The organism is Nocardioides ochotonae (assembly GCF_011420305.2).
Lineage (GTDB): Bacteria > Actinomycetota > Actinomycetes > Propionibacteriales > Nocardioidaceae > Nocardioides > Nocardioides ochotonae.
This window is the reverse complement of record NZ_CP061769.1, coordinates 1317976-1340785: the sequence shown is the minus strand read 5'-3', so window position 1 is coordinate 1340785 and position 22810 is coordinate 1317976. Positions and strand designations below refer to the sequence as shown.

Genomic DNA, 22810 nt, shown 5'->3' with positions numbered 1-22810 from the left:
GGTGTCTTTCCTACTCCTCCGCGCCTCGTGGCGCAGTACCGACGGACCCGAAACTGCCGAGTCGGCGCCACCCCCGTGGGAGTGGCGCCGACTCGATGACAGGGATCAGCTGCGGGGAATCTCCCGCATCTCGAACGCCTCGATGACGTCGCCCTCCTTGATGTCCTGGAAGTTCTTCAGGACCAGACCACACTCGAAGCCCTCGCGGACCTCGGATGCGTCGTCGCGCTCACGCTTGAGCGAGGCGAGGTCGAGGTTGTCCGCGATGACGTTGCCGTCGCGGATGACCCGGACCTTCGCGTTGCGGCGCAGCAGGCCACTGGTGACCATGCAGCCCGCGATGTTGCCGATCTTCGAGGAGCGGAAGATCGCGCGGATCTCGGCCTGGCCGAGGGTCTTCTCCTCGTACTCCGGCTTGAGCATGCCCTTGAGGGCCGCCTCGATCTCCTCGATCGCCTGGTAGATGACCGAGTAGTAGCGGATCTCGACGCCTTCCTTGTCCGCCATCTCGGTCGCCTTGCCCTGGGGCCGGACGTTGAAGCCGATGATGATGGCGTCGGAGGCAGCGGCCAGGTCGACGTTGGTCTCGGTGATCGCACCGACACCGCGGTCGATGACGCGCAGGGTGACCTCGTCGCCGACGTCGATCTGCGACAGCGAGTCCTCGAGGGCCTCGACCGAACCGGACACGTCGCCCTTGAGGATGAGGTTGAGCTCCTGGCTCTCGCCCTTCTCCATGGAGGCCATGAAGTCCTCGAGGGTGCGGCGGACGCGACGCTTGGCCTGCATGGCCGCACGCTCACGCGCCTCACGCTTCTCAGCGATCTGGCGCGCCATCCGGTCGTCCTCGACGACGAGGAAGTTCTGACCCGCGCCGGGCACCGAGGACAGACCCAGCACCATCGCGGGACGCGACGGGTCGGCCTGGCTGAGCTCGTTGCCGAACTCGTCGAGCATCGCACGCACACGGCCGTGGGCCGGGCCGGCGACGATCGAGTCGCCGACACGCAGCGTGCCGCGCTGGACCAGCACCGTGGCGACCGGACCGCGACCGCGGTCCAGGTGCGCCTCGACCACGAGACCCTGGGCGTCCTGGGTCGGGTTGGCCCGCAGGTCCAGGGACGCGTCGGCCGTGAGGATGACGGCCTCGAGCAGCTTGTCGAGGTTGAGCTCCGACTTCGCCGACACGTCGACGAACATCGCGTCGCCGCCGTACTCCTCGGGGACCAGGCCGTACTCGGTCAGCTGACCGCGGACCTTGGTCGGGTCGGCGTCCGGCTTGTCGATCTTGTTGACCGCGACCACGATCGGGACACCCGCGGCCTTGGCGTGGTTGAGCGCCTCGACCGTCTGCGGCATGACACCGTCGTCGGCCGCGACCACGAGGATCGCGATGTCGGTGGCCTGCGCACCACGGGCACGCATGGCGGTGAACGCCTCGTGACCGGGGGTGTCGATGAAGGTGATGCGGCGCTCCTGGCCGTCCACCTCCGTCTGCACCTGGTAGGCACCGATGTGCTGCGTGATGCCACCGGCCTCCTTGTCGACGACGTTGGCGTTGCGCAGCGCGTCGAGGAGCTTGGTCTTGCCGTGGTCGACGTGACCCATGACGGTGACGACCGGCGGACGGACGACCAGGTCGGCCTCGTCGCCCTCGTCCTCGCCGAACTCGATGTCGAAGGACTCGAGCAGCTCGCGGTCCTCGTCCTCCGGGGACACGACCTGGACGACGTAGTTGAGCTCCTCACCGAGCAGCTCGAGCGTCGCGTCGTTGACCGACTCGGTCGCGGTCACCATCTCGCCGAGGCCGAACAGCATCTGCACCAGCTGAGCGGCGTCGACGTTGATCTTCTCGGCGAAGTCGGTGAGCGAGGCGCCCCGGGCCAGGCGAACGGTCTCGCCGTTGCCCTTGCGGACGCGCATGCCGCCGATCGTCGGGGCCTCCATGGCCTCGAACTCCTGGCGACGTGCCCGCTTCGACTTGCGACCACGGCGCGAGGGGCCACCGGGGCGACCGAAGGCACCCTGGGTCTGGCCACGCTGACCGGGACGGCCACCGCCGGGACGACCGCCGCCGGAGGGGCCGAAGCCACCGCCGGGACGACCGGGAGCGCCACCGGGGCCACCGCGGCCCGGAGCACCGGGACGACCGGGGGCGCCACCGCGGCCGGGAGCACCGGGACGACCCGGAGCGGCACGGCCACCGGCGAAGGCGGCAGGGGACTTCGGCATCATCGCCGGGTTCGGGCGCGGCATGCCGGGACGACCCGGAGCACCGCCGTCACGCGCGGCCGGGGGCCGCGGCGGACGCTGCTGGTCGCCACCACCGGCGGCGGGGGCGCTGGGAGCGCCACCGTCACGCGGAGCGGAGGGCCGACGGCCCATGCCCTGGCTGGGCGCGAACGGGTTGTTGCCCGGGCGCGGGGCGCCGGGACGGCCCACCGGGCGCGGGGCGGGACCCTTCGGGCCACCGGGCGCCTTCGGGGAGGGCTTCGGAGCGGCCGGCGCCGGGGCGGCGGCAGCAGGAGCCTGGGGCTCCGCGGGGGCGGGCTTCGGCGCGGGCTTGGGGCCCGGCTTCGGACCGGGGCGCGGGGCCTTGGTCGCGGGCTCCGCAGCAGCGGGAGCCTGGGCGGCGGGCGCCTCGGCGGCGGGCGCCTGGGGCGCCGGTGCCTCCGGGGCAGCGGCGGGGGTCTCGACCGGCGCGGGGGCCTGCTCGGCCACCGGCGCGGGGGCCGGGGTCTGAGCCGGCTTCGGGCCCGGCTTCGGGGCCTTCGGGCCGGGCTTCGGGGCCGACGGCGCGGGGGCGTTGCCACCCTGACCGGCCTGGCCACCCTGGCCACCCTGGGGAGCCTTCAGCTTGTCGCCGTACTCCTTGCGGAAGCGCATCTCGGCGGGCAGCTCGACAGTGGAGCTCGCCGACTTGACGAACTCCCCCATCTCCTTGAACTTCTCGAGAACGAACTTGCTCTCGACACCGAACTCTTTGGCGAGTTCGTGAACTCGGGTCTTGGCCACGTTTCTCCTTCGTGCCCCTCGACCCGGTTCCGGGTGTTGCTCGAGAGGCGTTAGTGGTGGGGCGAACTCATCGGGAAGTACTCATCGAGTGCTCATGAGCTGCTGCTCCAGTTTCTGGTCGGGTGCTTCATGCCTGGTGGTCACGCTGGCCGAGGTACTCGCCCAGCAGTGCGGTGGACACCCCCGTGCCTGCGGGGATCCGCAGAGCGCGAGGAAAGGCCTTCCGCCGCACCGCGAGCTCGTAACACTCGGACGTGGGGTGCAGATGCGCTCCACGGCCGGGCGAGGTGGCCGTTGGATCGGGCACGACGGCCGGTCGGCCGTCTGTGCTCGAGCCGGCGGTCACCCGCAACAACTCGCGCTTCGCAACTCGTGCGCGGCAGCCCACGCAGGTCCGGACCGGTCCGGTGAGGGACGGGAGGTCCGGGCGTGCGGGAGCATTGCGTAGTCGAGCCACTGAACGAGAAGACTACCCTCAACGGCGGCGGTTTCCGAACCGGGACGCCTCCGCGGGTCCGGGCCCGGCGCCGAACGGGGGTGATTGTGCCTCCCCCGTCGGCCCCGGCGCCCCGGAGGGCCGCGCGTCAGGAGGCCGGGGTCTCCTCGTCGGAGCGGATGTCGATGCGCCAGCCGGTGAGGCGCGCGGCCAGCCGGGCGTTCTGGCCCTCCTTGCCGATGGCGAGGGAGAGCTGGAAGTCCGGCACGATCACGCGCGCCGAGCGGGCGGCGGCGTCGATGATCTCGACCGAGCTGACCCGGGCCGGCGACAGCGCGCTGGCCACCAGGACGGCCGGGTCGGCGGACCAGTCGACGATGTCGATCTTCTCGCCGTTGAGCTCGGCCATCACGTTGCGCACCCGCTGACCGAGGGGGCCGATGCAGGCGCCCTTCGCGTTGACGCCGGGGACGGTGGAGTGGACGGCGATCTTGCTGCGGTGGCCGGCCTCGCGCGCGATCGCCGCGATCTCGACGGTGCCGTCGGCGATCTCGGGGACCTCGAGGGCGAAGAGCTTCTTGACCAGGTTCGGGTGCGAGCGCGACAGCGTGATCTGCGGTCCGCGCATGCCCTTGCGCACCGAGATCACCAGGCACTTGATGCGGGTGCCGTGGACGTAGCTCTCCCCCGGCACGCGCTCGCTGACGGGCAGCAGCGCCTCGAGCTTGCCGAGGTCCACCATCACGTCGTCGGGGTTGCGACCCTGCTGGATCACGCCCGAGACGATGTCGCCCTCCTTGCCGGCGAACTCCCCGAAGCGGATGTCGTCCTCGGCGTCGCGCAGGCGCTGCAGCATGATCTGCTTCGCGGTCGTCGCGGCGATCCGGCCGAAGCCCTGCGGGGTGTCGTCGTACTCCGCGCCGACGAGGTTGCCCTCGTCGTCGGTCTCCCGCACCAGCACGCTGACGTGGCCACTGCGACGGTCCAGCACGACGCGTGCGTGCTGCTGCGCGCCCGGGGTCTTGTGGTAGGCGGTGAGCATGGCCTGCTCGATCGCCTCGACGAGGACGTCGAAGGAGATCTCCTTCTCGCGCTCCAGCATCCGCAGGATGCTCAGGTCGATGTCCATCAGGACTCCTCGTTCTTCCGGTTGAACTCGATCTGCACGAGCGCCTTGGTGACGTCGGCGTAGGCCACCTGCTGCGCGGTGCCGTCGACGTCGAGGGTGACCGACGCGTCGTCGGACTCCCCGATGCGTCCGGTGACCGTGGAGCCGTCGGCGAGGGTCACCTTCACGAGCCGGTCCGCGTTGCGGCGCCAGTGGCGCGGCAGCGTCAGCGGCCGGTCGACCCCGCGCGAGGTCACCTCGAGGGTGTAGGGCTGCTCGCCGAGCACGTCGGAGTCGTCGAGCACGCGGTTGATGGCCCCGGTGGCGTCCGCGACGTCGTCCAGGGTCACCCCGCCGTCCTTGTCGACGGCGATGCGCAGGACGCGACGCTTCCCGGCGGGAGTGAGCTCCACCGCCTCGACGTCGAGCCCGAGGGCTGCGAGCGGCTCCGCGAGCTCTGTCTCGATCCTGGCCCGGACCTCGTCCTGCCTGGCTGTGCTCACGGTTCTCGGCCTCCCTCTTCTGTTGTGCGCACCGGCGTGCGCCATGTCTAGGCACACGATAACTGCTGACGGCCTCCGGATCATCACGGCGGCGGGCCCGGGGATAGGGTCGCGGCGTGCCTGCCCGCCCCGTCGCCACCCGGCGTGCGACCCTCGTCGCCCTGAGCGCCGGCGTGCTGGTCACCACCGGCTGCGATCTCGACGCCCTCGACCCCCGTCCGGTGCCGTCCCCGGCCGGCACCACCACGACGACCGAGCCCGGCGACGGCGACGAGGCCCTGGTGGACACGGCGGTCGCGAGCATCGTCGCGACCCTCGCCGTCGTCGAGTCGGCGCGCGGTGACGCCGAGCTGCGCCGGGCCGTGACGGACCTGGACCGCCTGCACCGTGCGCACCTCGAGGAGCTCGACCCCGAGGGCGTGCGGGTCTGCGGACCCGACGCGGACGACTGTCCGGAGACCCTCGGCGCTCCCGACGGCGTGGGACGCCCCGGCCGCCAGGCCCTCCTCGCCCAGGAGCAGGCCCACCGCACCACCCTCGCCGACCTCGCCGGACAGGCCGCGAGCGGCGCCCTGGCGAGCGTGCTGGCCTCGATGTCCGCCGCGGTCGCCCAGCGGCTCGCGACGCTCCCCGCGGCGCGCCGGGGCGGTGCGGCATGAGCGAGCTCGAGGCGCTCCAGGTCGCCCTCGCCGCGGAGCACGCCGCCGTCCACGTGTACGGCGTGCTGGGCGCGCAGACCTCCCGCACCGCCCAGCCGGCGCTGTCGGCCTCGCTGCAGGACGCCTACGCCCAGCACCGTGCACGGCGCGACCGGGTGATCGCGGCCGTGCACGACCTCGGCGGCACCCCGGTCGGGCCCGAGGCCGCCTACGACCTTCCCGAGCGGCTCGACGACCCGGTCGCCGTCTCCCGGCGCGCACGTGAGCTCGAGCAGGCCGCGGCCGAGACCTACGTCTTCGTCGTCGCGAGCACGACCGGCGTACGCCGGGCCCGCGCGATCGTGGACCTCACCGACGCCGCGGTGCGCGCACTGGCCTTCGGGGCCTCGCCCGAGACCCTGCCCGGGATCGGCTGAGGGGTCGGAGGCCGGACGCGCCGAAGCGGTCCGCGTGACCTCCGCCAGGGAGATCCCCGAGATGTCTCCCGGCGCCTGACCACGCGGACCGCCGCTGGGCCGTGACGGCCCAGGAGGGCACCGGCCGAAAGGGGGACCGTCGGCGCGACCTCAGGAAGGAGCCTGCCAGCCGCGGGGCACCAGGACGACACGGATCCGTCCTCAGGATCGTGCAGTGCACGAAGTCGCAGCACCCGGCCCCTCAGCGGTCGACGGGCGGACGGCTGCTGCTCAGGACCAGGCGCGCACGATGTCCGGGATCTCGGAGAGCCGGGAGACCACCGCGTCGGGGGTGCCCTCGGTGTGGCCGACCTGGGTCGCCGGGATCGTGCTGTGCGGGACGTGGATCGCCCGCATGCCGGCGTTCTGGGCGCCCCACACGTCGTCGAAGAGCCGATCGCCGACGTACACGCAGCGGGCGGGGTCCGTGGCGCCGACGGCGTCCATCGCCGCCGCGAAGGCGCGCGGGGACGGCTTGGTCCACGGGATCTCGCTGGTGTACACGTCGCCGTCGATGAGGTGGCGCACCCCGTCGCGCTCGAAGTAGCCCTCGTGCCAGGCGCGGGGCCAGATCGTGTTCGACAGCACCCCGACCCGCATGCCCGCCGCGCGCAGCGCCGTCCACATCGGCCCGACCTCGGGATCGGTCTCGGTGTGCGGCTCCCAGAACGCGTAGTAGGCGCTCAACAGCTCGGGGTCGTGGTCGAGGCCGGCCTCGGTGAACAGGTCGGCGATCGAGGAGCTCTGCTGGTGGTCGCGGCTGCGCCCCCAGATCACGTCGCCGGCGCGGTGCAGGCGCGCGGCGTGGGCGTGGTGGTCGTCGTCCGGGGTGGGCGTCGCGATGACCGCCTGGGCCAAGGCCACCGACTCGGCGTGGAAGTCCACGTCGTGCCAGCGGGTGAGGGTGCCGCCCCAGTCGAAGATGACCGCCTCGATGCTGTGCTGACCACCGGGCCCACTCACCCGTGGCTCACATCTTCCCCGTCTCGAGGTAGCGCGAGTGCCAGGAGAGCGCCTCGTCGAGCAGGTGCGGCGTGTGCTGGGCGGTCGGGCGCGCGGCGCGGGCGCGCTCGACGTAGTCGGTGAGCGCGTCGCGGTAGTTCGGGTGCGCACAGTTCGCGATCACGCGGTCCGCGCGGGCGCTGGGCGAGAGCCCGCGCAGGTCGGCGAGGCCCTGCTCGGTCACCAGCACGTGCACGTCGTGCTCGGTGTGGTCGACGTGGCTGGCCATCGGCACGATCGCGGAGATCGCGCCGTTCTTGGCCGTCGACGGGGACACGAAGAAGTTGAGGAACGCGTTGCGTGCGAAGTCGCCGCTGCCCCCGATGCCGTTCATGATCCCGGAGCCCATGAGGTGGGTGGAGTTCACGTTGCCGTAGATGTCGGCCTCGATCATCCCGTTGATCGCGACCACGCCGAGGCGGCGCACCAGCTCGGGGTGGTTGGAGATCTCCTCGCTGCGCAGCAGCACCCGGCCCTTGTAGGCGCCCATGTTGTCGAGGAAGCGCTGCTGACCGGTCGGCGAGAGGCCGAAGGAGGTCGCCGACACCGAGCGCAGCTTGCCGCAGTCGAGCAGGTCGAGCATGCCGTCCTGGATGACCTCGGTGAAGGAGGTGAGGTTCTCGAACTCGCTGTCGACCAGGCCCTCGAGGACCGCGTTGGCGACGTTGCCGACCCCGCTCTGCAGCGGCAGCAGGTCCTTCGGCATCCGGCCGTGGGCGACCTCGTGGCGCAGGAAGTCGACCAGCAGCTCGGCCATCGCGCGGGAGTCCGCGTCGGGCGACTTGAACGGCGTGTTGCGGTCGGGGGCGTCGGTTTCCACGATCGCGACGACCTTCGCCGGGTCCACGCGCAGGTAGGGGTCACCGATGCGCTGGAAGGAGTGCGTCATCTGCAGCGGGAAGCGGTTCGGCGGGAGGGCAGTGCCGTAGTAGATGTCGTGGAAGCCCTCGTACTCACGGGGGTGCCAGTGGTTGACCTCGAGGATCACCTTGTCGGCCTGGTCGAGCCAGGTCTTGTTGTTGCCGACCGAGCTGCCCGGGATGAGCAGGCCGTTGGGCAGGATCGCGGCCACCTCGACCACGGCGACGTCGAGGTTGCCGTAGAAGCCGAACCACATGTGCTGCGCGGAGTGGCTCAGGTGGGAGTCGACGTAGTCGACCTCACCGGAGTTGATCAGCCCGCGCAGGGTCGGGTCGGAGTTGTAGGGCACCCGCATGTGCAGGCCGTGGGCCTCGGCGAGCACCCCGTCGACCTCCGGGGCGGTCGAGGCGCCGGTCCACAGACCGATCGTGAACTCCTCGCCGCGGGCGTGGGCCGCCTCGATGCGGCGCGCCAGGGCCGTCGGGACCGCCTTGGGGTAGCCGGCGCCGGTGAAGCCGCTGATGCCGACCGAGTCGCCGGGACTGATGTGCTCGGCGGCGGCCTCGGCGGTGGTGACCTTGGTGGCCAGGTAGCTGTCGGAGATCCTGCTCATCGTTCTGGTTTCTGTCCTTCTTCAGGCCCGCACGCGGCGGACGACCTGGACGATGTGGTCGACGACGTGGTCGGCGGGCACGGCCTCCACCTCCCCGGTACGGCGGTCGCGGATCTCCACGGTGCCGTCCTGGGCCAGGTTCTTGCCGACCACCACGATCGTCGGGACGCCGATCAGCTCGGCGTCCTTGAACTTCACCCCGGGGCTGATCTTGCCCGCACGGTCGTCGTAGAGCACCTCGATGCCGTCGGCGGAGAGCTCGTGGGCGATGCGCTCGGCCGCGGCGAAGACCGCCTCGTCCTTGCCCGCCGCCACCACGTGCACGTCGGCGGGAGCGACATTACGCGGCCAGCTGAGGCCCTTCTCGTCGAGGGTGCCCTCGGCGATCGCGGCGACCGCACGCGTGCAGCCGATGCCGTAGGAGCCCATGGTCACGGTGACCCGCTTGCCGTTCTCGTCGAGCACCTCGAGGCCGAGCGCCTCGGCGTACTTGCGGCCGAGCTGGAAGATGTGGCCCATCTCGATGCCGCGCGCGGTCTCGAGCACGCCCTCGGCGCAGGCCGGGCACTCGTCGCCGTCGCGGACGTCGGCGGCCTCGATGGTGCCGTCGGGGGTGAAGTCGCGCCCGGCCACCAGGTCCAGGACGTGCTTGCCGTCCTGGTCGGCGCCGGTGACCCAGCGGGTGCCCTCGACGACGCGGGGGTCGACCAGGTACCGGATGCCGGAGGCGTTCTCCTCGCCCAGCACGCCGGGGCCGATGTAGCCCTTGACCAGGCTCGGGTGCTTGGCGAAGTCGGTCTCGTCGAAGACCTCGACCTCGATCGGCTCGAGCTGACCCTCGAGGCGCTTCGCGTCGACCTCGCGGTCGCCGGGCAGGCCGATCGCGACGGGCTCGCGGGTGCCGTCGGGGTGGCGCAGGACCACGAGCACGTTCTTCAGGGTGTCCGCGGCGCTCCAGGGGCGGTCCTCCCGGGGGAACGCGGCGTTGAGGTGGTCCACCAGCGACTCGATGGTCGGCGTACCCGGGGTGTCCTCGACGTGGGCGGCGGGCGCGCCGTCGACGGCCACGGGCACACCCGGGCGCACCTGCACGGCCTCGACGTTCGCGGCGTAGTCGCAGGTCGTGCAGCGCACGTAGGTGTCCTCACCGACGGCGGCCTTGGCCAGGAACTCCTCCGAGCGCGAGCCGCCCATCGCACCGGCGGTGGCCTTGACGATCGCGTAGTCGAACCCGAGGCGGTCGAAGATCCGCACGTAGGCGTCGCGGTGGTTCTGGTAGCTCTGCTCCAGGCCGGCGTCGTCGACGTCGAAGGAGTAGGAGTCCTTCATCGTGAACTCGCGGCCGCGCAGCAGGCCGGCGCGCGGACGCGCCTCGTCGCGGTACTTCTGCTGGATCTGGTAGATCGACAGCGGAAGGTCCTTGTAGGAGGAGTACAGGTCCTTGACCAGGAGGGTGAACATCTCCTCGTGGGTGGGGCCGAGGAGGAAGTCGTTGCCCCTGCGGTCCTTCAGGCGGAAGAGATTGTCGCCGTACTCGGTCCAGCGGTTGGTGGCCTCGTAGGGCTCCCGGGGCAGCAGCGCGGGGAAGGAGACCTCCTGGGCGCCCATGGCGTCCATCTCCTCGCGCACGATGCCCTCGATCTTGCGCAGCACCCGCAGGCCGAGCGGCAGCCAGCTGTAGATGCCCGGCGCCGTACGCCGGATGTAGCCCGCCCGGACCAGGAGCCGGTGGCTGGGGACCTCCGCATCGGCGGGGTCCTCCCGAAGGGTCCGCACGAAGAGGCTCGACATCCGCAAGATCATGGCTTCAGGGTAGGGCCGCGCCCTTCGGTCCCTCGAACCAGTTCCCCTGTGACGACAACCTCGTCGCCTATCCATGCGTCTGGGGAGTGGTCCGGAACCGTTCCGGACCGACATCCATCCTGGAGGTCCCCATGCGCAAGCCACACCTGTCCCCCCGGCGCCCTCGTCGCATCGGCACCGGGGCCCGGACGCTGCCGGCGGCGATCCTCGCCGTCGCGGCGCTGGTCCTCGGCGTCGTCCCGGCCGACGCCGCACACACCGCTCCCCCGCCCGGCACCGACCTGCGGCCCGCGACCCTGCCCGCCGGTGACGGCCCACGGGTCCCCTGGCTGGTCGGCGGCGACACCATCGCCGACGGCCAGGTGCGGGTGCGGCTGCCGGGCTCGGGGAAGATCCTGCTCGGTGCCTCCGGCGACGCCTACGTCGCGGGGCTCACCGCCCGTGACGGCACCGCCCGCCTCCTGCGCGTCGCACCCGACGGCACCCGCCGGCGCCTCGGCGACGGCATCGATCCCTATGCCTCGGTGCTCTCCGCCGACGGGACCCGCGTGGTGGAGACCCGCTGGGACCGCCGCGAGCGCACGCGGGTCCGGGTCTTCGACGCGACCTCCGGCGCGCTGCTCGCCCAGCGTCGGTTCGACCGCCCCGGTCGGGTGCTCGACGCGGGGGCCGACCGGGTGCTGCTCGGCTTCTCGGATCCGGGTCGCACGCTCTGGTGGGATCCCGGCACGGGACGCATCACCCGCGTCGCCACGCAGGCCGGCTACCACGCGTCGATCCGCGCCGACCGACTCGCGACCTTCACCCGCGACCCCTACGACGGCGGGTGCACGGTCGTGCGGCGGCTCTCCGCTCCGCGGACGGTGCTGTGGCGCTCGTGCGACGACGCGGTCGCCGCCTTCTCCCCCACCGGACGCCGGGTCGCGACCGTCCCGATCCTCACGGACGGGCTCGGGGCGCGCAGCCTGCTGGTGCGCACCGTGCGCGGCGGCGAGATCCTGGCCGGCTACCGGGTCGGCGGCTGGTTCGGGGCGATCGGGTGGGAGTCCGCGCGGACCCTGCTGCTCGACGCCCACGGCACCCGGCGCACCGCGACCGTGCGCTGTGCGCCCACGCGCTGCGAGCGTGCCTCCCGGGCGGTGCCGACGACGGCGCCGCGCGCCGTCGCTGAGCGCTAGAACATGATCGTGGAGAACCGTGCGGTCTCCACGAACCCCGCCGCCGCGTAGCTGTGTCGCGCCGAGTGGTTCCACTCGTTGACGTAGAGCGAGGCCACCGGCGCGATCTCGCGGCGCACGATCTCGGCGACCGCCGCCATGCCGCGGGTGGCCAGGCCCTCGCCGCGGCGGTGCGGCGGCACCCAGACCCCCTGGATCTGGGCGGCGTACGGCGAGGCGCAGGCGACCTCGGCCTTGAACACCAGCCGGCCGCGGTCGTCGAAGCGCGCGAAGGACCAGCCGCGGCCGACCAGCTGCTGCACGCGGGCCCGGTAGAGACCGGCGCCGCCGCCCTCCTCGGGCGAGACCCCGACCTCCTCGGTGTACATCGCCACGCAGGCCGGGTAGAGCTCGTCGAGGTCGGATCGCGTCGTGCGCCGCACCTCGGGGTCGGGGGCGACCCGCGGGGGGCCGGCCAGCTCGAGGTGCGGCTGCTCCCAGCGCGTCTCGCGCGGCTCCTCCCAGACGTCCGCGACGACCTCCCAGAACGCCGCCACCGCGTCGTGCGGCCCGACGATGGTCGAGACCGTGCGACCGCGCTCCAGGGCGCGCTCGGCGAAGAGCTGGACGTCCTCGACGCCGCCGCCGACCGGGACCAGGTTGGCGCCCACGTGGCAGGCGGCGACCAGGCGGCCGTCGACGAAGCGGCCCCACATCTCCCCGCCGAGCCAGCGCGGCTCCAGGTGGGTGGTGCGGGCGCGGTGGTCGGCGAAGACGTTGACGACCGGGTCCAGCGCAGCGAGGGCCAGGAAGGCGTCCAGGTCGGGCGGGCCCAGCGGACGGATCCCCTGCTGCGTGGTCAGCACGGGGGCAGCCTACGACCGAAACACGACCCGGCGCCCCCGCGGTCCCGCTGGCGGCTCAGGAGACGGTGACCTCGGCGGCGGCGCCGTCGACGGCCTCCATGCCCTCCGCGATGCGCATGGCCTCCTCGATGAGGGTCTCGACGATCTTCGACTCGGGCACGGTCTTGATCACCTCGCCCTTGACGAAGATCTGGCCCTTGCCGTTGCCGGAGGCGACACCGAGGTCGGCCTCGCGGGCCTCCCCCGGGCCGTTGACGACGCAGCCCATCACGGCCACGCGCAGCGGGACCTCGAGGCCGTCGAGGCCCGCGGTCACCTGCTCGGCGAGGGTGTAGACGTCGACCTGGGCGCGGCCGCAGGACGGGCAGGAGACGATCTCGAGCTTGCGCGGTCGCAGGTTGAGCGACTGGAGGATCTGGATGCCGACCTTGACCTCCTCGACCGGCGGGGCCGAGAGGGAGACCCGGATCGTGTCGCCGATGCCCTTGCTGAGCAGGGCGCCGAACGCCGTGGCCGACTTGATCGTGCCCTGGAACGCCGGCCCGGCCTCGGTGACACCGAGGTGCAGCGGCCAGTCGCCCGCCTCGGCGAGCAGCTCGTAGGCGCGCACCATGATGACGGGATCGTTGTGCTTGACCGAGATCTTGAAGTCGCGGAAGCCGTGCTCCTCGAACAGGCTCGCCTCCCAGATCGCGGACTCGACGAGCGCCTCCGGGGTGGCCTTGCCGTACTTCTCCAGCAGCCGCTTGTCCAGGCTGCCGGCGTTGACGCCGATCCGGATCGAGGTGCCGTGGTCGTTGGCGGCCTGGGCGATCTCCTTGATCTGGTCGTCGAACTTCTTGATGTTGCCGGGGTTCACGCGCACCGCGGCGCAGCCGGCCTCGATCGCGGCGAAGACGTACTTCGGCTGGAAGTGGATGTCGGCGATGACCGGGATCTGCGACTTGCGCGCGATCGCCGGGAGCGCCTCCGCGTCGTCGGCGCTGGGGCAGGCGACCCGGACGATGTCGCAGCCGGCCGCGGTCAGCTCGGCGATCTGCTGCAGGGTGCTGTTCACGTCGCTGGTGAGCGTCGTGGTCATCGACTGCACCGAGACGGGGTGCTCGCTGCCGACCCCGACCGTGCCGACCTGGATCTGGCGGGTGGTCCGTCGCGGCGCGAGCACCGGCGGAGGGGCGGCGGGCATGCCGAGGCTGATGGTGCTCATGGGCGCAAGGCTACCGGCGTGTCCTCGGCTCAGGCGCCCAGGTGCAGCGGGACCACCAGGTCACCGATGATCAGCACCACACCCATGACCAGCATGGCCAGCCCCACGACGTACGCGACGGGCAGCAGCTTGGCGGCGTCGACGTACCCCGGGTCGGGCCGGCGGCGCAGGCGGGCGAACCCGCGGCGCAGCCACTCATACAGCGCGCTGGCGATGTGGCCGCCGTCCAGGGGCAGCAGCGGGACGAAGTTGAACATGCCGATGAAGAAGTTGAAGCCCGCGATCAGGCTCAGCAGGAACACCGTCTTCTCGACGACCGGGAACTCCGCGTGCGACACGGTCTCGCCGGCCAGCCGGCCGCCGCCGACGATGCTGACCGGGCTGTCGATCGCCCGCTCCTCGAGGCCGAAGATCGCCTGGCCGACGTCCCAGACCTTGACCGGCAGGGTCGCGAGCGCCTCGACGGTGCGCACGGTCATGTCGCCCATCTGGTCCAGGGTGTAGAGCGGTCCGCCGGTCGTGACCTTGATGTGGGAGGTCGGGGTGACGCCGAGGAAGCCGACCTCGCGGACGGTCTCGCCGGTGTCGTCGACGGGGCGCGCCTCCACCGTGGTGCTGGTGGTGCCGCTGAGCTCCTTGCCGTCGCGCAGGTAGGTGATCTCCGCGCGTCCGGCGTCGTTGTCGCGGATCAGCTCGCGCAGCTGCGACCAGTCGGTGACCGGGGTGCCGTTGAACGACACGATCTCGTCGCCGGGGCGCAGGCCGGCCTCGTACGCCGGGCTCGGCGGGTCGCCCGGCTCGCAGGTGGTGCGCTCGTCGGCGTACGGGATGACGCACTGCGAGACGGTCTCGAGGACCGGGCGGCCCTCGTCGGGCGCGACCTCGCGGGTGCCGTAGGTGGCGAAGATGGTCCAGAACAGGAAGAAGGCGATCAGGAGGTTGACGGTCGGGCCGCCGGCCATCACGACGATCTTCTTCCACGACGGCAGCTGGTAGAACAGCCGGTCGCGGTCCTCGGGGCCGACCAGCTCCCACTCGGCCGCGCGGGCGTCGGAGATCAGCTGGGTGAACATGCCGGTGTTGGACTTGCGCACCACCGTGACCTGCTCGCCGTTCTCGTCGTGGTGCACCGACTCGGCGAGCTCGGCGGCCCCCGGCGGCAGCATCCCGACGATCTTGACGTAGCCGCCGAGCGGGATCGCCTTGACGCCGTACTCGGTCTCGCCGATCTGCTTGCTCCAGACCGTCGGCCCGAAGCCGATGAAGTACTGGGTGACCTTCGCGCCGAACCGCTTCGCCGGGATCATGTGACCCAGCTCGTGCAGTCCGATCGAGACCAGGATCGCGACGGCGAAGATCAGCACGCCGGCGGTGTAGAGCAGAACGGTCATGCGGTTCCCTCGGCAATGGTGCGGGTGGCTTCGGCGCGCGCCCAGGCATCGGCGGCGAGCACGTCGTCGACTGTCAACGACATGGTCGAGGGTACGTCGTGGGCCGCCAGCACGGAGGCGATCGTGGGCACGATGTCGACGAAGCGCATGCCTCCGGAGTGGAAGGCCGCGACGCACACCTCGTTGGCGGCGTTGTAGACCGCCGGCGCGGTGCCGCCGCGCTCGCCGGCCTCGCGCGCCAGGCGTACGGCGGGGAACGCGACGTCGTCGAGCGGCTCGAAGCGCCAGTCGGCGGCCTTGGTCCAGTCCACCGCCGCCTCGGCGTCGGGGACCCGGTCGGGCCAGGCCATGCCCATCGCGATCGGCACCATCATCGTGGGCAGCCCGATCTGGGCGACCACGGCGCCGTCGACGAACTCGACCATCGAGTGGATCAGCTGCTGGGGGTGGACCACGACGTCGATGCGGTCGAAGGGCACGTCGAAGAGCAGGTGCGCCTCGATGACCTCCAGGCCCTTGTTGACCAGGGTCGCGGAGTTGGTGGTGACGACCGTGCCCATCGAGAAGTTCGGGTGCGCCAGGGCCTGCTCGGGGGTCACCTCGAGCAGCTCCTCGCGGGTGCGGCCGCGGAACGGTCCCCCGCTGGCGGTCAGCACCAGGCGGCGTACCTCCTCGGCGCGCCCGGCGCGCAGGCTCTGCGCGATCGCACTGTGCTCGCTGTCGACGGGGACGATCTGCCCGGGCCTCGCGCGCTCGCGCACCAGCGGGCCGCCGATGATCAGCGACTCCTTGTTGGCCAGCGCGAGGGTGTTGCCGGCGTCGAGCGCGGCCAGGGTGGGGCGCAGGCCGACGGCGCCGGTGATGCCGTTGAGCACCACGTCGCAGGCCATGCCGGCGGCCTCGACCGAGGCCTGCTCCCCCAGCCCGGAGAACGCCGGGGCGAACTCGGCGACCTGGGACTCGAACAGCGCGGGGTTCGAGCCGCCCGCGGTCAGGGCGACCACCCGGAACCGGTCGGGGTTGGCGCGCACCAGCTCCAGCGCCTGGGTGCCGATGGAACCGGTCGAACCGAGGATCACGACGTCTCTCACGCACCCCATGCTTCCAGCCGTCGCTGAAGGGCCGCTGAGGGGGCGCTGAGCCGCCCGTCGCGCACGAATGCTTGACGTGTGTCAGGAACCGGGTTCGAATGCGGTGTGACGTACGACACCATCATCCGCGACGCCCGCTGGTTCGACGGGACGGGCGGCCCCTCGGCCGTGCGCCACCTCGGCATCCGCGACGGCCGCCTCGCCACCGTGTCCGCCGACCCCCTCGACGAGACCGGGTGTGCCGACGTCGTCGACGCCGCCGGCAAGTGGGTGATCCCGGGCATGCTCGACATCCACACGCACTACGACATCGAGGTGCTCGAGGAGCCCGACCTGCGCGAGTCGCTGCGCCACGGGGTCACGACGATCCTGATCGGCTCGTGCTCGCTGTCCACCGTGCACGTGGGGCCGGTCGACGCCGGAGACCTGTTCGGCCGGGTCGAGGCGATCCCGCGCCAGCACGTCATCGACAACCTCGAGCGGCGACAGACCTGGAGCTCGGCGCAGGAGTACGTCGCGGGGCTGGAGTCGCTGCCGCTGGGCCCCAACCTCGCGGCGTTCCTCGGACACTCCGACATCCGCACCGCCGCGATGGGCCTGGACCGCGCGACGCGCGACGACGTACGACCCACGCGCGCCGAGCAGGCCTGGATGGAGCAGCGTCTCAGCGAGGCGCTGGACGCCGGGTTCGTCGGCATGTCGGCCCAGCAGCTGCTCTTCGACAAGCTCGACGGCGACCTGTGCCGCTCGCGCACCCTGCCCTCGACGTATGCGAAGTGGCGCGAGATGCGCGGGCTGCGCTCGATCCTGCGCCGCCGCGAGCGGGTGCTCCAGGCCGGACCCGATGCCTCGCACCCGCACACGATCGTGACCCAGGCGCTCGGCTCGATCGGCCTGCGCGGCAAGCCGTTGCGCACCAGCCTGCTCTCCGCCGCCGACATCAAGGCGATCCCGTTCATCATCCACCTGATGCGCCTGCTCGCCGGGACCGTGAACCGCCTCGGCGCCGACTTCCGCTGGCAGCACCTCCCGGTGCCGTTCGAGGTGTACGCCGACGGCATCGACCTGGTGATCTTCGAGGAGTTCGGCTCCGGCGCAGCGGCCCTGCACCTGCAGGAGAAGCTCGCCCGCGACGAGCTCATGCGCGACCCGGCGTACCGGGCCCGCTTCCGCAAGGACTACGAGTCCAAGTACGGCCCCCGCGTCTGGCACCGCGACTTCTTCGACGCCGAGATCGTGGCCTGCCCCGATGCCTCGGTCATCGGGAAGTCCTTCGGCCAGGTCGGGGTGGAGCGCGGCGGCCAGCACCCGGTCGATGCGTTCCTGGACCTCGTCCTCGAGCACGGCACCGCGGTGCGCTGGCGCACCACGATCTCCAACCACCGCCCCGACGTGCTGCGCAAGCTCGCCCAGACCCCGAGCGTGCAGATGGGCTTCTCCGACGCCGGCGCGCACCTGCGCAACATGTCCTTCTACAACTTCGGGCTGCGGCTGCTCAAGCACGCCCGCGACGCCGAGCAAGCCGGGCGGCCGTTCCTGACCATGGAGCAGGCCGTGCACCGGCTCACCGGAGAGCTCGCCGACTGGTACGCCCTCGACGCCGGCCACCTGCGCGAGGGCGACCGTGCCGACCTGGTGCTCATCGACCCGACCCGCCTCGACGCCTCCCTCGAGGAGTACGTCGAGGCCCCGGTCGAGCAGTACGGCGGACTCTCCCGGATGGTGAACCGCAACGACGCCACGGTCCCGCTGGTGATGGTGGGCGGCCGCGCGGTCTGGCGCGACGGCGCCCCGACCGACGCCCTCCGCAGCGAGCGCACCGGCCGCTTCCTGCGCGCCGGCGAGGAGTCGCGCGAGCCGCTCGCCGCCACCCGTCGTACCGCCGAGGACGTCGCGTCGTGACCCGCACGCCCGAGGAGGCCGTGCGCGGCCTGTGGCGCACGCTGTCGGCGCGCGACTACGACGGCCTCGCCGAGTGGGTCACCGAGGACTGCGTCTACATGGACATGCCCCTCGGCCCGACGCTGTCCGCCCGCGGCCCCGACGACATCGCCAAGCGGCTCAAGGTCGGGTGGGGCGAGCTCGCGGCCTATGAGAACCACGACGGACTGCTCGTCGCCGACGCCGCCGGCAACGTGATGTACGAGCACTCCGAGACCTGGACCTTCGCCACCGGCGAGGTCCTCACCCTCCCCTTCGCCACCGTCCACCGCGTCCGCGACGGCCGGGTGTGCCTGTGGAAGGACTACTGGGACTACGCCGCGATCATGAACCACGCCCCCGCGTCGTGGGTCGAGTCGCTCGCTTCCGCTGATACGAGTTGGGTGTACGACGCGTCGGCGGTGGTCTGAACCGGGGCTGACGCAGGCGAACCCAGCGAACGAGTTCGTAGCGTGGTGTGCCGTGGCATGCCCGCGGCCAGTGCCCGCCGTGCCAACGCCTTACGGTGACGCACCGGAGCTGCGAAGACCATGCGACCGCCGTTCGTCCTGGGTCCCGTCGCTGGCGGGGTGAGCGAAACCGCGTACGCCCACCTACGTCCTCAGGCACGATCATTCCCATGGGGATCGTGCTTGGCGTACTGCTTGTTCTCGTCGTGATTTGGGCGGTCTTGCGCAGCAGGCGCAATCACACTCAGTCGCAGCACCTTCCAGAGACAGCGCGGCGAACCTCGCCTGCCGCTAATAGACTGAGCCCTCCGGATCGCGACTCCCATTCTCGCGCTGAGATCGACCGCTCTGTCCAGCGGGATTTCGGTCGTACACATGACACTCCAGAACTCCGTCGAGTCAGACGGAAGACGACCACGGACCACATTCCTCGCCCGCCGACCGGCCGCGGGCAGAAGGCGTGGTCCCCTCGCACACAGCAACTTGAAGTGGCCGGCGAGTGGTATCGAGCCGAGAATCTCCGCGCTCTGTTCGCCCGCCACGCGACGCTGTCGGAGGAGGGCACCGAGATCCGCCTGCCGGCCGTCCTGGTTCCAGATGCGGGCAATCCCCACGACGACAAGGCTGTCGCCGTGTTCGTCGATGGACTTCACGTCGGCTACATGGAGGGTCCCGACGCCAGGACGTACCACCAGCACATCGCCGACCTTCCTGGCGGCGAGCTCGTAGTGACGTCGCGGCAATGGCTCCGCGCAGCGAGGGGGGACACGTGGGCCCGCGTCACCATCTCCTTGCCAGCACCGGAGCAGCTTCAATGCCCCAACCCGTTCGGGCCGGACTGCGTCAGCCTTCCGCCGGGGTCGACTATCCAGGTCACCAAGGAAGAGCAGCACATGGACCACCTGGTCGACCTTCTTGACCGCTACGGGAGCGAAACGGTGGTTGCAGCGTCGCTTCGATCCACTATCGAGCAGCGCCCGCGCTCGTCCGTAGAGGTTGTTGCCGTCGACATTGATGGGCAGCAGGTAGGCGTGCTTTCGCCAACGCAGACCGCGAATCTCATGCCTCTTGTCAGCAGAGCCGAAGCAGAAGGCAAGCAGGTCTTCTGCCGAGCCTCCCTACGCGGCAACTCGCTCAAGGCCGACGTGGCGCTTCATGCGCGAAAGGCGCAGGATCTGGACGAGACCGAGTTGCGGGAGCTCTTCGCCTCCAGCTCAAGCTGACCTGGACGCAACGGGTGTCGGTGGGGTTCCCGCCATGCCGCCTACCCCCGCCTGTCGGGCGTGATCCGCACGCCGGAGGACGCCGTACGCGACCCGTGGCGATGGATCGAGACGAAACCCGCGAAACGCTGCTGCCTCCACGTCCCGTGGGAGGCGACCGTCCAGGCGATCCGCCGCGCGCCGGGTCCGAGGAAGGCTCTGACATCGCCGTCTCCACGCGACGCCCGATCCTGGCTAGACACGCCGACCCGTGCCCCGCAGAGCAGTACGACCGGGCACACGGCCATCACGACGCCCAAGTCCTCACGCGTACGTCACCGGCGTTTTAACGAGTTTGAGGACAAAGCATCCTAGTCGCTCCATTTACGCGATACTGCACGCATGCCTGATACCTCCAGAGTAGTTCGCGTCAACAGCAAGCCCATGCTCTGCGGGCTCGGCGTAGGCGCTTCGGTCAGCATTCTCTGGCATCTACTTCGTCCGGAGACGCTCGCATTTGTCGTCGATTTCACGACTGCGCTTGTGAGTACTTTCGCAGTCATCTCGATCGCCATCGTTCCTTTCACTGATCGCGATCGCGGAGCCGAACTGATCCAACGATGGCACAGTCAACTCGCTCGGCTCAGTAGGATGCGCGGGAGCGCAACCGACAACTTGATGCGCATGGGACCGTTCGCAGGAGCCTTTGGCGGATTCACCCTCATGAATCTCGCAATTGCCTTCGCATGGCCCACAGAGGACACCAGCCGACTTGCAGGGGGGCTCGGACTATTAAGCGGCTTCTTCTTGGCACTTGCGCTTGCGAGCGTCGGGAGCGACCGATCGCCCGCGTCCCCATCGGCCGATGCGGAGGCGTCCGAGTCTCCAGCCCCGTAAAGAAGTCGCGGTACGTCCCGCCGCCGACAGATATCACGAGCACATCGCCGCCGACCTAAATGGTCGGCGATCTCGTAGTGACGTTGCGGCAACCAGTTCGAGCGTCGACGGATGACACATGCACCCGCGGCGCCATGTCCTTGCCGGCACCGGGCCAGTTCCAGTACCCCAATCCATTCCCTGGTTGCAGCGGGGGGGCTCGGGCAGCGCCCCGGGAGGGCGTGCATTGAGCGATGAACCGCCTCTCTCTTCCCCCGCGGTCGACTCCGCACTGATCTCTTTCACCGTCGTCGACGGGTAGACCACGAGTGTTCACGTCGCGTTTTCGCCCGATCCCCGACTGTTCGCCGGTGGTCTGGAGAACCTCTCCCCCTAGACCCGAGAGTGGAGCCGCCGACCGGAGACGGGAGGCTCCCCTTTCACGGGCTAGTCGGGCGGACTGTCCCCCTCGGCACCATGAAGAGCCAAACCACGCTTGCCGGGACCTTCGTGCGTCCTGGTTTACGACGACTTCGCGATGAACAGGTCGGCGCACGGGTCCCAGATCTCTGCCACCTTCTCGGGGAAGGTGTTGGCCCACGTGCTGATGAACGCCCGCTGGACAAGCGATTCGGAGAGGAAGTCCAGGTCCTCCCCGATCTGGGCAAATATGACATGGATGTCGCGGTTGGTACGACGACGATCCTCGATCGAGGCTCGGACACGTGACTGCATCGGCGTGTCGAGCTGAAGGGCGATGGTGAGCTTGCCCAGCAGGTTGCCAATTGTGTCGAGACTGTCGTGGATGTCCTCGAACACCGCGGCTTCCGGGTGGCCGTCGGCGGGAGCGTAGGCAATGTCCGACCGACCGGTAGCGGAGGTCTCGTCGGTGTCGGCCGTGTCGGTGATCTGTTCGGCGGCGTAGCCGTCCTCGGCGCGCTTGTCGCCGTCGAGGAGCGCTACTGCTCGGAATTTGCGGACCGGGTTCTTGTTGTGGAACCGCGTGTGGTCCCGTGCAGGGGAAGCGCCGCCCAAGCTATGAATCTCGATGCCGGCCAACTCGTAGTTCTTGGCCTGGCAGTACGAACGCAGCGTGACCTCCGCCAACATGGCCGCGAAGTCGTCTTCGGTAAACACGGCCATCTGCGCCTCGACCTGTCCCGTCAGCGTGCGGAGTGCGGCGACATCAAGCTTTCCCTGGGTCACCCGGCCGCGGTATGCCGACCACACAGCCTCGGTCGGCAGCGGAGCGAGGGCGTCGTTGGAGTGGGTAGTAAAGATGACTTGGCACGACTTCCGCCGGGCGACGTCGATCAGGTACTCCACAAGGCGGCGCGTCGCAACGGGGTGTAGCCCGTTCTCGATCTCCTCGATGAGCAACAGCGAGTTGTCTGGCGCGCCCTCGATGCGGGTCACGATGCGAATAATGCTGGCTTCGCCTGCACCGAAGTGAAACTCACTGTAGCTATCCTCCTCGTCGGTGCTACCGCGCACGGCGTAGATCGAATTCTTGCCCGCGGTGTCGGCGTCGACCTGAAGATAGTTGGCGGCCGCCTTGCCAAGGATGTTTTCCACGGCGTCCACGACATCCTGCGAGAAGGTAACCTCGCGCGCGCCGGTGAAGTCGCCCTTGATGAACCGGTACAGGTCCTTCCGTTCGCTCGCGGGCAGCGTCCGACTGATACCCGAGATGACCACCACGCGCTCGACCGCGTCGCGATTCCACTTGGCCTGAAGGTAGCTCGCGGTCCGGTTGAACGAAGGTGACCCCTGCCGATCGCGGTCGATCAGCTCGTACTCGATCTTCCAACCACGCATGGACCCGTCGTAAGCACCGCTCTTCGCGAAGAACCGTCGGGGCAGGACGGAGTCGTAGATAAGACCGGCCGCGCCGAGAATGGTCGTCTTTCCCGCGCCGTTTGGGCCGATGAGCGCCGTTACCGGGAAGTCGAACCGCACCTCGACATCCGCAAACCCACGGAGCTTCACGAGGCGCATGCCGGAGAGGTACTTCGCATATCCCCGCTTGCGCACACGCTCCGACAGGGCCGTGATCGTGCTATCACGGATCTCTGACTTCAAGTCAACCTCCTACAGGGTCCCCCGGGTGCGGCGACCGTTCGCGGGAACCCTCTCACGCTGGACGGACGGTTGGGCGCGGATTCCCCGACGAGT

The 22810-nt window shown here is 70.4% G+C and carries 18 protein-coding genes; 6 read left to right on the top strand and 12 right to left on the bottom strand.

Going from position 1 to position 22810, the window contains the following annotated elements; all coding sequences use genetic code 11:
- Positions 1-105 precede the first annotated feature (105 nt).
- The 4 genes from infB to rimP all read right to left on the bottom strand — a co-directional run bounded on the left by infB (position 106) and on the right by rimP (position 5062).
- Positions 106-3015 carry a translation initiation factor IF-2 gene (gene infB / locus HBO46_RS06510; RefSeq protein ID WP_166140379.1) on the bottom strand — a complete coding sequence of 970 codons (2910 nt, stop codon included), beginning with the start codon at positions 3013-3015 and terminating at the stop codon, positions 106-108.
- A gap of 127 nt (positions 3016-3142) precedes the next feature.
- On the bottom strand, positions 3143-3403 hold the full coding sequence (locus HBO46_RS06505; RefSeq protein ID WP_224769490.1) for a YlxR family protein: 261 nt from the start codon (positions 3401-3403) through the stop codon (positions 3143-3145).
- Positions 3404-3599: 196 nt separating this feature from the next.
- On the bottom strand, positions 3600-4580 hold the full coding sequence (nusA, locus tag HBO46_RS06500; protein ID WP_166140377.1) for a transcription termination factor NusA: 981 nt from the start codon (positions 4578-4580) through the stop codon (positions 3600-3602).
- Complete coding sequence (gene rimP, locus HBO46_RS06495) at positions 4580-5062, bottom strand: ribosome maturation factor RimP (protein WP_224769408.1); 483 nt, start codon at positions 5060-5062, stop codon at positions 4580-4582. The genes nusA and rimP overlap by 1 nt, the downstream gene beginning before the upstream one ends.
- Before the next feature lie 116 nt (positions 5063-5178).
- On the opposite strand from rimP, the gene HBO46_RS06490 reads away from it, so the two are divergent.
- Together HBO46_RS06490 and HBO46_RS06485 are read left to right on the top strand one after the other, a co-directional pair.
- Positions 5179-5721: a hypothetical protein gene (locus HBO46_RS06490; protein ID WP_166140375.1), complete on the top strand. Its 543-nt coding sequence runs from the start codon at positions 5179-5181 to the stop codon at positions 5719-5721.
- Positions 5718-6137 carry a ferritin-like domain-containing protein gene (locus HBO46_RS06485; RefSeq protein WP_166140374.1) on the top strand — a complete coding sequence of 140 codons (420 nt, stop codon included), beginning with the start codon at positions 5718-5720 and terminating at the stop codon, positions 6135-6137. The genes HBO46_RS06490 and HBO46_RS06485 overlap by 4 nt, the downstream gene beginning before the upstream one ends.
- Before the next feature lie 270 nt (positions 6138-6407).
- Here the strand turns inward: HBO46_RS06485 and HBO46_RS06480 are convergent, their stop codons facing one another.
- The 3 genes from HBO46_RS06480 to HBO46_RS06470 are packed head-to-tail and all read right to left on the bottom strand — an operon-like array spanning position 6408 to position 10455.
- Positions 6408-7139, bottom strand: a complete 732-nt coding sequence (locus tag HBO46_RS06480; RefSeq protein WP_166140373.1) for an HAD family hydrolase — start codon at positions 7137-7139, stop codon at positions 6408-6410.
- A gap of 7 nt (positions 7140-7146) precedes the next feature.
- Positions 7147-8652, bottom strand: a complete 1506-nt coding sequence (locus HBO46_RS06475; RefSeq protein ID WP_166140372.1) for an acetyl-CoA hydrolase/transferase family protein — start codon at positions 8650-8652, stop codon at positions 7147-7149.
- Positions 8653-8673: 21 nt separating this feature from the next.
- Positions 8674-10455, bottom strand: coding sequence for a proline--tRNA ligase (locus tag HBO46_RS06470; RefSeq protein ID WP_166140371.1), 1782 nt, complete (start codon positions 10453-10455; stop codon positions 8674-8676).
- 131 nt (positions 10456-10586) lie between these two features.
- Between HBO46_RS06470 and HBO46_RS06465 the strand changes: the two genes are divergently transcribed.
- Positions 10587-11633, top strand: coding sequence for a WD40 repeat domain-containing protein (locus HBO46_RS06465; protein WP_166140370.1), 1047 nt, complete (start codon positions 10587-10589; stop codon positions 11631-11633).
- Here the strand turns inward: HBO46_RS06465 and HBO46_RS06460 are convergent.
- The 4 genes from HBO46_RS06460 to dxr are packed head-to-tail and all read right to left on the bottom strand — an operon-like array spanning position 11630 to position 16176.
- On the bottom strand, positions 11630-12478 hold the full coding sequence (locus HBO46_RS06460; RefSeq protein ID WP_166140369.1) for a GNAT family N-acetyltransferase: 849 nt from the start codon (positions 12476-12478) through the stop codon (positions 11630-11632). The two genes, HBO46_RS06465 and HBO46_RS06460, sit on opposite strands and share 4 nt — an antisense overlap.
- A 55-nt stretch (positions 12479-12533) precedes the next feature.
- Positions 12534-13685 (bottom strand): flavodoxin-dependent (E)-4-hydroxy-3-methylbut-2-enyl-diphosphate synthase, encoded by a 1152-nt coding sequence (gene ispG, locus HBO46_RS06455; protein WP_166140368.1) that lies wholly within the window; start codon positions 13683-13685, stop codon positions 12534-12536.
- A 29-nt stretch (positions 13686-13714) separates the two neighbouring features.
- Positions 13715-15076 carry a M50 family metallopeptidase gene (locus HBO46_RS06450; protein ID WP_317983891.1) on the bottom strand — a complete coding sequence of 454 codons (1362 nt, stop codon included), beginning with the start codon at positions 15074-15076 and terminating at the stop codon, positions 13715-13717.
- Entirely contained in the window at positions 15073-16176 is a 1104-nt protein-coding gene (gene dxr / locus HBO46_RS06445) for a 1-deoxy-D-xylulose-5-phosphate reductoisomerase (RefSeq protein WP_166140367.1), read from the bottom strand. The genes HBO46_RS06450 and dxr overlap by 4 nt, the downstream gene beginning before the upstream one ends.
- Positions 16177-16272: 96 nt before the next feature.
- Here dxr and HBO46_RS06440 point away from each other — a divergent pair, with 96 nt between their 5' ends.
- The 3 genes from HBO46_RS06440 (at position 16273) to HBO46_RS06430 (ending at position 19780) form a co-directional block, all read left to right on the top strand.
- Positions 16273-18069 carry an N-acyl-D-amino-acid deacylase family protein gene (locus HBO46_RS06440; RefSeq protein WP_166140366.1) on the top strand — a complete coding sequence of 599 codons (1797 nt, stop codon included), beginning with the start codon at positions 16273-16275 and terminating at the stop codon, positions 18067-18069.
- Positions 18066-18518, top strand: coding sequence for a nuclear transport factor 2 family protein (locus HBO46_RS06435; protein ID WP_166140365.1), 453 nt, complete (start codon positions 18066-18068; stop codon positions 18516-18518). Before HBO46_RS06440 ends, HBO46_RS06435 begins: the two co-directional genes overlap by 4 nt.
- 527 nt (positions 18519-19045) lie before the next feature.
- Positions 19046-19780: a hypothetical protein gene (locus HBO46_RS06430; RefSeq protein ID WP_166140364.1), complete on the top strand. Its 735-nt coding sequence runs from the start codon at positions 19046-19048 to the stop codon at positions 19778-19780.
- A gap of 1377 nt (positions 19781-21157) precedes the next feature.
- On the opposite strand, the gene HBO46_RS06425 is transcribed toward HBO46_RS06430, so the two are convergent.
- Complete coding sequence (locus tag HBO46_RS06425) at positions 21158-22717, bottom strand: ATP-dependent nuclease (protein ID WP_166140363.1); 1560 nt, start codon at positions 22715-22717, stop codon at positions 21158-21160.
- Between the last annotated feature and the right edge of the window lie 93 nt (positions 22718-22810).